The 12,058-nt window shown below is 59.9% G+C and carries 10 protein-coding genes; 1 reads left to right on the plus strand and 9 read right to left on the minus strand.

Annotated elements, in window-relative coordinates:
* Positions 1 to 12: 12 nt before the first annotated feature.
* The 8 genes from GO499_RS15715 to GO499_RS15750 form a co-directional block, all read right to left on the minus strand.
* Entirely contained in the window at positions 13 to 1,716 is a 1,704-nt protein-coding gene (locus tag GO499_RS15715) for a thiamine pyrophosphate-requiring protein (protein ID WP_161863063.1), read from the minus strand.
* Positions 1,713 to 3,071, minus strand: a complete 1,359-nt coding sequence (locus tag GO499_RS15720) for a TRAP transporter large permease (protein ID WP_161863064.1) — start codon at positions 3,069 to 3,071, stop codon at positions 1,713 to 1,715. The genes GO499_RS15715 and GO499_RS15720 overlap by 4 nt, the downstream gene beginning before the upstream one ends.
* Positions 3,068 to 3,586, minus strand: a complete 519-nt coding sequence (locus GO499_RS15725; RefSeq protein WP_284154776.1) for a TRAP transporter small permease — start codon at positions 3,584 to 3,586, stop codon at positions 3,068 to 3,070. Before GO499_RS15725 ends, GO499_RS15720 begins: the two co-directional genes overlap by 4 nt.
* A 1-nt stretch (position 3,587) precedes the next feature.
* On the minus strand, positions 3,588 to 4,622 hold the full coding sequence (locus tag GO499_RS15730; RefSeq protein ID WP_161863066.1) for a TRAP transporter substrate-binding protein: 1,035 nt from the start codon (positions 4,620 to 4,622) through the stop codon (positions 3,588 to 3,590).
* A complete protein-coding gene (locus tag GO499_RS15735) occupies positions 4,619 to 5,413 on the minus strand; it encodes a GntR family transcriptional regulator (RefSeq protein ID WP_161863067.1) in 795 nt (264 codons plus the stop codon). The genes GO499_RS15730 and GO499_RS15735 overlap by 4 nt, the downstream gene beginning before the upstream one ends.
* A 252-nt stretch (positions 5,414 to 5,665) precedes the next feature.
* Entirely contained in the window at positions 5,666 to 6,499 is an 834-nt protein-coding gene (locus tag GO499_RS15740) for a 3-oxoadipate:acetyl-CoA acetyltransferase (protein ID WP_161863068.1), read from the minus strand.
* A 23-nt stretch (positions 6,500 to 6,522) separates the two neighbouring features.
* Complete coding sequence (locus GO499_RS15745) at positions 6,523 to 7,098, minus strand: hemerythrin domain-containing protein (RefSeq protein ID WP_161863069.1); 576 nt, start codon at positions 7,096 to 7,098, stop codon at positions 6,523 to 6,525.
* 84 nt (positions 7,099 to 7,182) lie between these two features.
* Positions 7,183 to 8,358 (minus strand): cytochrome P450, encoded by a 1,176-nt coding sequence (locus GO499_RS15750; RefSeq protein WP_161863070.1) that lies wholly within the window; start codon positions 8,356 to 8,358, stop codon positions 7,183 to 7,185.
* 124 nt (positions 8,359 to 8,482) lie between these two features.
* Here GO499_RS15750 and GO499_RS15755 point away from each other — a divergent pair, with 124 nt between their 5' ends.
* The gene (locus GO499_RS15755; protein WP_161863071.1) at positions 8,483 to 9,226 is read left to right on the plus strand and encodes a GntR family transcriptional regulator; all 744 of its coding nucleotides are present in this window, start codon (positions 8,483 to 8,485) and stop codon (positions 9,224 to 9,226) included.
* Between the two features lie 218 nt (positions 9,227 to 9,444).
* Here the strand turns inward: GO499_RS15755 and GO499_RS15760 are convergent, their stop codons facing one another.
* Complete coding sequence (locus tag GO499_RS15760; RefSeq protein ID WP_161863072.1) at positions 9,445 to 10,635, minus strand: multidrug effflux MFS transporter; 1,191 nt, start codon at positions 10,633 to 10,635, stop codon at positions 9,445 to 9,447.
* Positions 10,636 to 12,058: the final 1,423 nt, after the last annotated feature.

Genomic DNA, 12,058 nt, shown 5'->3' on the forward strand with positions numbered 1-12,058 from the left:
CCTTGACCTCGTTCAATCCGGAAGGATGCGGATATCCAGCAAAGCGAGCCTGCCCTTGGCGGTTGCGGCCAGCGCCTTTTCCAGCGCCGGGATAACATCTGCGGGTTCCCGGACGGTGCGTGTCCACGCCCGGCTCGCCTCTGCTGTTTTCGTGAAATCCGGAGAGGGTTTCAATGCCGTCAGCGGCATGCGGTTGGCGCGGGAGGCGAAACCGTCTGGATAGACGCCGGTGACGGAGTGCCGCACGGCGCCCCATTCCTCGTTGTTGAGAACTATGACCAGGATGCCGAGTTCGAGTGCCTCGGCGATCTGGTGGCAGACTGTTGGGTTGGCGAACATGTAGGAGCCGTCGCCCATCGTGGCGACGACCGTGCGCGTTGGATCGGCAAGTTTCGCGCCGAGCGCTGCCGGGAAGGACCAGCCTAGGCCGCCGGAATGCGGCTCCACCAGCCAACTGAGATGCTCTCGCCGTTCCAACGGGCCCAGGATCGTGCCAAGTTCCGACAGAACGGTGGACGTTTCGCCTGCCAGAACCTCGCCCAGACAATGGCTGACATAGGCTTTGGTGATGCCCTTGGCGGTGCTGGCGGTGGCCAGTTCGTGGCGGACTTTACGCTCGGCGGCAGCGGCCTTTGCCAAGGCAGTGCGGCGGGTGGGCAGTTCCGCGCCACGCGGCATGTCCGACATCTCCGCCATCAGCGCCTCCATAATCGGAGCTACCTCTCCGGTCAGCGTAAGATCCGATCGGAAGGTCCGGGTGGGGAAACGGCTGAACAGCGGGTCTGGACCGATATGAATGACTTTGGCATCCGGGTTTACCGAGTGCTTGTCAGGCCACCACGGTGCGAGGGCATTGATGACCACTACGACATCCGCCTCTTCCAGCCAGTGGCCGGGTTCCGGGCCAATGTGGCAGGGATGATCGGTTGGCAGGGCCAGCTGGGTGATCCACCAGCTTGGATAGGCGATGGCCCAGTCCTCCAACCATGCGCCGAAGGCCGTGAATGCCTCGTCGGATCCGAGACCGCGCTGCGCGAAGACGATGGGGCGTTTCGCATCCGCAATCATCTCCGCCGCAGCGCGGATGGATGCCGGGCTGGCCATGGTTTCTGATGGCTGGATCGCAGGCGGTGCGAACAGGCCTTGGGTATCGATCTGCTCACACAGAACTTCGCGTGGCAGTGACAGATAGACGGGCCCTTTCGGGGTTGAGTTGGCAATCGCATGTGCACGATCGAGCAGTGGGGCCATCTGTTCGGGGAAACGGAGTTCGTTTTCCCACTTGCAGGCCTCGCGCACCAGCGCCGCCTGGTCGAACATTTCCTGACCCCAACCGATCGGCACGGTGCGGGAGCCGAGTCGACCCGCCTCCGTCACCGGCGTCCGCCCCGACATCAGCAGCATGGGAATATGTTCGCATGCAGCGTTGATCGCGCCGATGGCCCCGTTGGCCAGACCGACATTCGTGTGCAACATCACCGCCTGCGCGCGTCCTGTCATCAGGTAGTAGCCGTGGGCCATGCCCATCGCGGCATGCTCGTGCGGGATCACCAGCGCCTGCGGCAGCTCCTGCCCACGCGCCCCTGCCTCGGCCAGCCCCTCGATAATCGGCGGAAAATCGGTGCCGGAATTGGCGAAGACATAATCGACGCCCAGCGCCTTCAGGCGTGGGAAGATGGCTCCGCCGGCCGTCATCTGTTCGTTTGCATCCGTCATCCCGCCAGCACTCCCGGCAACCAAAGTGTTATCGCTGGGAACGCCAGCAGTACGACGACACGGACAAGCTCGGCGCCGAAGAATGGCGCAACGCCCTTGAAGGTCTCGATCATTGGCGTGTCCTTGGCCAAGGCGGAAATGACGAAGACGTTCATTCCGACAGGCGGCGTGATCAGCCCCAGTTCCACGACGATCAGTGCAAGGATGCCGAACCAGATCTTGAGATCTTCCGTGCTCATCCCGAAGCCCGCTGTATCAGCCGTCGCGTACAAACCGCCGTTGAGATCGACCAGAACCGGCCAGAAGAACGGGATGACAAGCAGGATCATCGACAGGCTGTCCATCAGACAGCCGAGGAAGATCAGGGCGATCAGCAGGATGATCATGACCGTCATCGGCTCCAGCCCGCTGGCAATTATCCACTCGGCGGTGGCCTGCGGCAGGCCGATCCGGCTCATGTAGATCTTCATCAGTTCGGCGCCGAGCAGGATGAGGTAGATCATGCCGGTCGTGCCTGCCGTTTCCTTCAGCGACTGGATCAGGATGGCAAACCCGATTTCCCCACGGAGCGTGCCATAGAGCCAGACGAGCGCGACACCGATGGCGGCAGCAGGCGTCGGATTGTAGAGACCGGCATAGATGCCACCGAGGACGATACCGAAGATCAGCATGACCGGGATCAGGCCGGCAGTGGCGGCGATGAATTCCTCCCTGTCCACGTGGCCGCTGCGCGGGGCCGCGTCAGGGCGCAACGTGACGTAAAGCGCGATGGTGATTATGAACAGGATCACGGCCATGATGCCAGGGAGCAGAGCGGCCGCGAACATGGTGACTATGTTGGCCTCGACAATGATCGCGTAGATGATCAGCACCACCGAGGGTGGGATCAGGATACCCAGCACGCCACCGGCAGCCAGCGACCCTGTGGCCAGCGCACCGGAATAGTTGTAGCGCCGCAGTTCCGGCAAGGCGACCTTGCCCATGGTGGAGGCGGTGGCGAGCGAGGAACCGCAGACCGCCCCGAAGCCGGCACAGCCGGCAATGGCCGCCATCGCGGTGCCGCCACGCAGCCAGCCGAGCCACGCGTTTGCGCCCCGGAAAAGTGCCGAGGAGAGACCGGCGTGCGAGGCCAGTGCGCCCATCAGTATGAACATGGGTACGACCGAGAGGTCGTAGGTGGAGAACTGGCCATAGGCGAGCGTCTTGAGCTGGTTCAGCAAAAGGCCCGGTCCGTTGACCACGGCGATACCGATGCCGCCGACAAGGATCATGGCGTAGGCGATCGGCATGCGGATACCGATGAGCACAATCAGCGCGACGAGCGACCCTATGCCCAGCAGGATTGAATCGATCATTGTCTGTCAGCGTCCAGTACGGTCCCGCCGTTCTCCAGCAGCGTCAGGCAAGCGGCGACGGCGAGAAGGGCGAGAGAGACGAGGATGGGAATGAAGGCCACCCACGTCGGAAATTGCAGGATCGCGGTGGTGTACTCGTATTCCTTCTGGCTCTGCATGTTGGCGTAGTTGCGCCAGAGCAGCAGAAGGCTGAATATCACCGCGACGATGGAGCCGAGCAGCTTGAAAAACGCAATTGTGCGCGGTCCTGCACGGGCTGTGAAGATGTCCGCCGTGACATTGCTGCCTGTCAGTTCGCAATAGGGCAGAAACATGAAAACGGCGACGGCGACGCCGATTTCCGTCATCTCGAAATCGCCCGGTAACGGCACCCAGACGGCAGCGCCGATGACGGACAGCACATTCATGATCACAACGACCAGCAACAGGGCCCCGCCGAGCACCGCCCAGAGGGTTATGAGGCTGGCTGCCGCCCCGGAAATCCCGGAGCGGCTGGTTTCGAAGGAGTCGGTCACGTCAGCTCGCGCCGCCATTGGTGGCGATCAGTTCGCGAGCCTTTTCGACAAGACCGGCGCCATCGATGCCCTTGGATGAGACATCGTCGATCCAGCGGTCGACCACGGGCGCCAGGGCTTCGCGGAAGGCTGCGGTTTCCTCCTCCGACAGAGTGGTGTGTGTGTTGCCGGATTTGACGGCAAGTTCGATGCCGAAGTCATCGGTCGCGCGCCACACGTTGCCGACTTCGCCCCACCATTCGCGGCCGGATGCATCCTTGAATGCCTGCTGGATTTCCGGCGGCAGGCTTCCCCAGCGATCACCGTTCATGGACACCTGGAACGTGGTGGTGCCAAGGCGTTCCTTTTCCGCGCCTTCGATCTGGAACTCTGTCTGTTCCTGAATCTTCAGGGGTGCGATGATTTCCCAGGGGATCAGGGCGCCATCTACGACGCCCTTCTGCAGCGCGGGCGGAAGTTCAGGTACCGGCATGGCCACCGGGCTGGCGCCGAGTGCTTCGATCACCCATGCGCCGGTGCGCGTCGGAATGCGGAGCTTCTTGCCTGCGAGATCCGCCGGGCTGCGAACGTCGTCCGAACGCATGTGGATGGCCTGGCCCGCGTGGACGTGCAGGAACATGACTTCCAGACCCTTGTAATCGTCCTTCAGCGACTCCTCGAACATGTCGTACATCGCAAGGTTCGCCGCAACCGGGTCATTCTTGAAGACGGTGGGCAGTTCAAAGACTTCGGTACGGGGGAACAGGCCGGGTGTGTATCCGTTCACGGTCCAGATCAGATCCACAACACCATCGCGGGCCTGCTGAATGAGTTCGGGCGGGCGGCCGCCGAGGGTCATGGACGGGAAGATTTCGATCTTCACCTTGCCGCCGGAGTTCTCCTCCACGGCGCGGGCCCACGGCTCCAGCATCTCCGTATGCGAGGGCGCCTTGGCGCTGAGCATGTGATGCAGCTTGAATGTGTACTCCTGCGCCAGCGCACTGGTCGTCATGACCAGCGACGCCCCGAGGGCTAGTGCCACTGTCTTGATGTTCATTCTCTTCTCCCTTGCTGAACAGGTCGGTCGCTGCGCATGTTGGATTCTGCGGCAGTCACCATGGAAAGGCCCGGAATCATTTCTGCCAAGTCCTGATTGTCGAGCATCACGTAATCGAGATTGATCCGGGCAAGACGCGCGTGTTCCCGCGCTATGGCCTCTGCGCGCGCGCCCTCCCGGCTGGCGATCGCGGCAAGTATGTCCTTGTGCTGCTCCTGCCCGCGAAACAGGGAACGGCGGACATCCGGCACGTTGAAGTGGCTATGCAACAGCGCGTTCGGCGACGCGAGCGGCAGGCGGTAGGATCGCAGCACCTCACGCTCCAGCGTCTCGGAGCCGGAAAGAGCAGCGAGAGTGTCATGGAACTGTGCGTTGAGTTCGGTGTAGCGCTGGAAATCTGCGACAGCTTCATTCGTACCGAGCGCCGCGTCTATTTCAGCGGCGATTTCCTGGCAGCGGGCGAAGGCCGCCGGCTCCGGCCCGCGCTCCGCTGCAATGCGGACCAAAGTGCCTTCAAGCACGCCGCGGACTTCGATGGCATCAACGACGTCGCGGCGGGTGTGCCGACGAACCGTGCAACGGCCGGTCTCCGTGCGGGAGAGCAGGCCCTCTTCGACCAGCCGCGCCATCGCCTCGCGCATCGGCGTTCGGGAGATACCGAGAAGGTCGGCGGCGGCAGTTTCGGAGATGTGCTGGTCGGGGAGGAATTCACCGGACAGAATTCGGGAGCGCAGAGCGCGCAAGGCACGTTCCGACTGGTGCGTCTTACCGGAGTCCGCAGAATCGCGCACTGTCCCCCCCTGATGTTTTGTTATCTTTTTCCAAACGCATAACTTGTATACCGTTGGTCGTCAAAGAGAGATTTGATCGTTTCGCACCCTTGGGCATCTTGGCGAAAAATTCGCGCCTAAGAGCGGCGCTCTTGACGATAATCCGAGCTTAATGCGTAATGAAACTTAGGTTATGAAATTGGCTGCAATTCCGGCATCGACCATTTGCCGATGCCGAATTCGATCCGGTACATGCGTGCTTTGGTATACTGTTCAGGCCGCGAGGCCGAGGATCTGCCGGGCCTGCGCGACGGTTGCCACGGGACGTTCATACTTCGCACATAGGTCCGCCGCCCGGGCCACAAGAGCTGCATTCGATGGCGCAAGATTGTCGCGATCCAGCCGTACGTTGTCCTCCAGACCGGTGCGGGCATGGCCCCCTGCCGCAATTGACCACTCGTTGACCTTGATCTGGTTCGCACCGATCCCCGCCGCACACCACGGCGCGCCCGGCAGCAGGCGGTTCGTGGTGTGGACATAGAAATCAAACACCTCCTTGTCCGCAGGCATTGCGTTCTTCACGCCCATGACAAACTGGATGTAGGGGATGTCGCGGATCTTGCCTTCGGCATGCATTGCCGCCGCACGAAATATGTGGCTGAGATCGAAGGCCTCGATCTCGGGCTTGATATTGAAGGTCACCATTTCGGAGGCGAGCCACTCCACCAGATCGGGCGGGTTTTCATAAACGCGGGTCGGAAAGTTGTTGGAGCCGACAGTGAGCGATGCCATATCCGGCGCGAGCGACAGCATCCCGCCGCGCTCCTGCCCGGCTCCGGAGCGCCCACCGGTGGAAAACTGGATGATCATTCCAGGACAATGTTTCTCCAGCCCTTCCTTCAGCAACGCGAACTTCTCCGGGTCGGACGTTGGTGTTTCATCGGGGTTGCGGACATGCGCGTGACAGATGGTGGCCCCGGCCTCGAAGGCCTCCTGGGTACTTTCCACCTGCTCTGAAATCGTCACCGGAACGGCCGGATTGTCCTTCTTGCGCGGGACAGAACCCGTGATGGCCACGCAGATAATGCAAGGGTTCCTGTCTGACATGTTGGCGCTCCCGTTCTAGATTTTCAGACGAATTGCTCTGGTGCATATTTGAGCAGTACCGGCACGACAAGGTCTTCCTCGTCCACGAGGTGCCTGTCCAGCAGGCTTTCGAGACCGCGAACCTCACCCAGAAATGTGGCCAGCGGCTTGTCTGCCGCCTTGGCATCCTCGCTTTGCAACACACCGTTTGCCCGCTCGGCAAAGCGTTGCAGCAACGGGTCAAGCGCGTGGTGATCGGCCTCCAGGATGTCAAAGCCGCGCTCCAGGCGGGTATCCAGTTTCTGCAAGACCGGGAAATAATGCTGGTCTTCAATGGTGTGGTGGCCGTGAAGCTCCTGAAGCAGGACGGATCCGCGCCGGGACAGGACGGCACGATAGCGATCAAACTCCTTCCGGCCATCCAGCATCGCCTCGGTTTCCTGTCTGATCGCCTCCAGAAACGAACGGAAACCGAGGTGTCTGTCGAGCCAGAAGGAAATCAGGCCCGAGAAGTTTGGATGATCGGCCCATGCGTCCCTGTCGAACTCCGCAGTCAGAACGCGGAGGGCGTCGGGCAATCCTTCACGCTCCGAGAGAGCCAGATTTTCGCTGTCTTGCAAGTTCAAGCCTCCGATTGGGCTATCCGGTTTCAGCCATCAGGGTCTGTCAGCGTCTAGGATTCTGCAACCTGAGCCGCCTGGTCGTCACTCGAGGATCACAGGCATGTTTATGGGGCCGCGAAAACCGAAGCCTCGCCAGACCACGGATTCAGGCTCCGGCAAGCGCATGTTCGGGAAGCGTTCGAACATCATCGGCAGCATCACGTCGGCCACCGCCCGTCGCGCAACGTGGGTGCCCTGACAGAAATGCGGACCGTTGCCGAAGGCCTGATGGGGGTTGGAGGGACGATAAACCTGAAACTCCTCGCCGTTCTCGAAGAGTTCTTCATCCCGGTTGGAGGACGCCTGAATGGTCATCACCGTGTCGCCCTTCGGAATCTCATGACCGCGGATTTCCGTATCCTCGGTAACGAGACGGGACGAGGCCTGTATCGGCGCCACCCACCGCACACCTTCCTCGAAAGCTGCACGCCAATCCTGCCGGGCAACGACCTCTTCCTTCTGGTCGGGGTTGGTCAGCAAGCCATAAATTATGGTGCAGAGCGCATCGCGCGGCTCATTGATGCCACCGCCGATGGCTATCTTGATGTTGGCGTAAATCTGCGTCATCGGGATCGGATCATCGGCGTTGACCATGACGGAAAGAGCACTCTCGTTCGGTTCCGATCGCCATTTTTCCGCGAGTTTGTCGAAGAGCGCATCCATCTCGGCGTTGGCCTTGTCCGTCGCCTCGAAAAGCTCCGGCTGCCAGCCGAAATTGCCGGCACCGTCGATGAGGGTCTGGCTCCAGCGCTCCATTTCCTCGTCCGTTGCCTCTTCAGTGCCGAGCAGGATCGCGAGACCACGGGCGGCATAAGGCGCGGCAAGGGCGGAGAACAGGTCGACGACCTCGCCTTTCGGCAGACGGTCGAGGTAGTCGGATGCAACCTCCTGATACTTGGGAATCCACGTGCTCTGGATCACCTTCGGCGAAAAAGCCGGTGCCATGGCCATGCGTTCGCGCATGTGCTCCTTGCCATCCTTGCGCATGAGCGTCTGGCTGTTGAAGGCGCGTTGCATCGGCGTGTTGGGATCGTCGGAACTGAAGAGGACCGGATTGTCCTTCACGTACTTGGTATCGGCGGCCTTGGTCAGAAGCGTGCGGCCGACGGATTTTACCCGCAGTACGGGCGCCTCGGCGCGGAGGCGCCGGTAGATCGGATAGGGATCGTTCGTCAGTTGGTCGATGGTGATGGTTTCGTCCAGCGGGGCCAGGGCCATGATTTCCTCCGATATCCTTTGTTGGAATCGTTCTACGCCGATTTTCAATTTTGTCGACATTTTCGTGTTAATAATGCTAGATTCAAGCCGTGAAGTGGAAAAACGTATACATTTTGGGTGCGTAATGGCTGAATTGTCCAAGAAGAGGAGCTTCCAGCGGGCTTTGGAGCAACTGCGCTGCGACGTCATGGCGGGGCGATTCGATTCCGGGCAGAAACTTTCGGAGACGAGCCTCGCTTCGGCGATCGGCGTATCGCGGACGCCGCTGCGGGAAGCGATTGCGCAACTGGTTGAGGAAGGGCTGCTGGAACGGATGCCGAGCGGGGGGACACGGGTGCGGCGCATGACACGCGCCGACGTGGCCGACACCATCGAGTTACGGGGCACGCTGGAGGGGCTGGCGCTGCGCCGGGCGGCGGAGGCAGGGGTGGACGCCGGGCGTTTGCGGGGCTGCTCCGATATTCTCGATCGGATCGACGTGCTGCTGCAGGCGTCTGAAAACACCTTTGACTTCAATGGCTACGCGCGCGCTAACGAAGCTTTTCACACAGCGTTGCTGGCGCTCTGCCCCAGCTCCGTTCTGGCGGAGGAGGTGACACGGGTGTCCTTGATGCCACTGGCGGGGCCAAGTTCCTTCCTTGGCGGACAGGCGGAGCAACCGGAACTCCGGCGCTCCCTTCAAGTTGCGCAGGCGCAGCACCGGGCGATGGTGGAGGCGGTGGCGGCGCGGGAAAGTGCGCGGGCGGAAGCGCTGGCACGGGAGCATGCGCGACTGGCGCGAAGCAACCTCGAGTTCTTCCTTGGAGAGGGTGTCGGACAGGCCGACCGCATCCCCGGTTTCGCCCTGCTGAGCACCGCTGCGGAGTGACTTTCCGCCTATGGATTGGGTATGGTTGCGGTAAGGGCAATTGCCGACGCCGGATCTTGCGAAATCGCGTGATGGGGTTACCCCCAAGCAGCGGCTGCACCGTGCGACGATCTGCCTGCAACAGGCAACAGGATTGCTGTTTGTCGGAGGTTTCGTTGAAATTGCCCGGAAACCCTCGGCATTTCTGACAGGTCGCGAGTAATCGGATCAGACGGCGTTCAGGCCGAGTTTTCGGCTTTGATCCGCATCGCCCAAAGCACCGAAACCAATCCCGCACCGGAAGCCGCCAGCATCAACGAATGAAGGATCACTCCACCGCCTTCTTCGGGCAACACCAGGCCAGTCAAGGTTGTCAGTATTGCCCCACTGGCAACGACCAAAGCACCGTTCAGACCGGCGGCACTGCCTGCGAGACTGGGCCGAACCGACATCGCGCTCGTGTTGCTGCTTGGCATGGTAAGGCCGTTGCCGAGGCCCACAAAGATTGTACTGCCAAAGAAAATGATCGGGGTCAGGAATCCTGCCGTCATCACCAGGAGGCCGACAGCAAGCCCGATGCAAGCAGTGAGACGGCCCGTCAACATCATTGTTGTTGGCTCGTACTTTGGCGCGAGGCGTCTGGACAGGAAACTGCCAAACATGAAGCCTGCCGTGATCGTTCCGATGAAGAACCCCAGTTGGGCCGTGCTCACGCCGAACTCTGATGCAGCGACAAGTGGCGCACCTGTCAGGAAGATATAGAAGGCCCCCGTGGAGAATGCCGTGCAGAGTGAGTAAGCCCAAAACAACGGTTCCCTGAGGAGGGTCCGAAAGCGCTCCGGCGGTGCGAACCCGTGCTCGGCCCGGGCAGGCCTTGTTTCACCCAGATCTATCCAACAGATGACCAGCAGAACCAGACCGAGAACAGCGTATAGATAGAAGTTGGCGCGCCAACCGAAAGCGGTATCCAGCAGACCGCCGAGCATCGGGCCCACCATCGGGGCAATCGCCATGGTCATGCTTATGTAGCCAATAAGACCGGCCGCTTCACGCTCTGAAGTGGTATCTCTGACTATCGCAAGGGACAGTGCATAGCCGGAAATGATGCCGCCCTGAAGCATTCGGAAAATCAGAAATGTCCGGACATCCTGAGCGAGCGAACAGGCGACCGACGCGACAAAAAAGGAGGTGAGCGCAGCCAACAGAACGGGGCGCCTGCCTATGCGATCAGACAGTGGCCCGACAACAAGCTGAACAATGGCGGTTACAGCGAGATAGCCCGCGACCGCGAGACTGACCAGCCCATAGTCAGCCCCCAGATCGGCAGAGATGTTTGCAAGTGACGGCAAGAACATATTGAGCGACAGCACCGAAAACGCCGGCAGCAGAATGAGGGTTGCAAGGTGAGGCGGGGTTTTGGTTCGGGGCATGGCGGAAATCTTTGGCTTGGAAACAAAAAAGCCCCCGAACACGGTCGGGGGCGCATGGTAATGGATATGGAAACCCTTATCGGACCATGCACCTCTGGCTCACCACGACGACAGTTGTCAGTTTCATTTCCGGTCTCCTGCTGGGCTGAACGTAGGACGACAGCATAATTTTGGCAATGTCCGCGTTCGACGGATGTTTCGACCCGACAGGAACGTCGGTCGCGCCCGGCTTCGGTCAAATAGGGTGTGGAACGTTGTGCACCGTTGAGTCGGTGCCGCATTTTCTGAATCTTCAGTCGGGCGCGTCAAGCAATACTGACCTAAACGTCAAGCATTTCTGACCCAGACCAGACTTTGACTGCGACCAATCCAAGGATCTGGTCGCGGACTTTGCTGACCTTCCCGGATACAACTCGAATGTCGGCTAACAGTGTCCAGTTCGGAAGGTCTGTTGGATCGCAAGGAAACCAGTTAAACCATGTTCCCAGCTTTCAGGCCGTTTTCTTCTTGGCAGTGAGATATTTGATTACGCGCGGTTTGAGAGCGCTCGACAGAAATCGCGTCAGTGGATTGGCCAAATGACTCACGAAACAAAAAATTCATTCTCAAGAACAAATCGAAATTTGGTTCGGTATGTAGTATTTCCAGTCGCGGTACTGGCGTCGGCGGCCCTCATTGTTTGGTCGGCAGCCAGCTATTGGTGGTTTGACAGATATACGACAACATTCGTGGTCACCGCCCCGATTGACGTCATGTCGAATTGCACATGGGAGATAATCCAAAGTGGTTATGGCGACCCTGTTGCCAAGTTACCGGCATTCAACTGGGCGACATTCAAATGCGGTCTCGTCAAAACAGACGCCGGTTACTTCGCGCTTCCACAGAGCGGACATAGTTTGGTTCGCGACACTCGATCGGCGATGTTGGAAAGGCTCCAACAAGGTAAAAGCTATCACGCGGTTTATCATTCTCCCCAGCATGTGCCAGATCGTGACGGAAAGTTCGTAGGGAAAGACGGACAAATTAGGCTGGCGTCTCCGCCTCCTACTCTTCTTCGGCTTCTTGAAAGCTCTGAGTAGTTCTTGGTCAGAACAAGCGCCCCGATACGTAAACGGCTTTCGGTCATGTTTCGACCCGACAGGAACGTCGGTCGTGCCCGGCTTCGGTCAAATAGGGTGTGGAACGTTGTGCACCGTTGAGACGATGCCGCATTTTTCTGAATCTTCAGTCGGGCGCGTCAAGCAATACAGACCTAAACGTCAAGCATTTCTGACCCAGACCAGACTTTGACTGCGACCAATCCAAGGATCTGGTCGAGGACAAAGCTGCCTGCAAATCCAAACACTCGAAATTCTGCTTTGATCTATTCGGGCTTAGGGATGCTTTGGTGGGGCGTGGAGCCTTTGGCAAAACTCGGATAGAT

The organism is Algicella marina (assembly GCF_009931615.1).
Classification (GTDB): domain Bacteria; phylum Pseudomonadota; class Alphaproteobacteria; order Rhodobacterales; family Rhodobacteraceae; genus Algicella; species Algicella marina.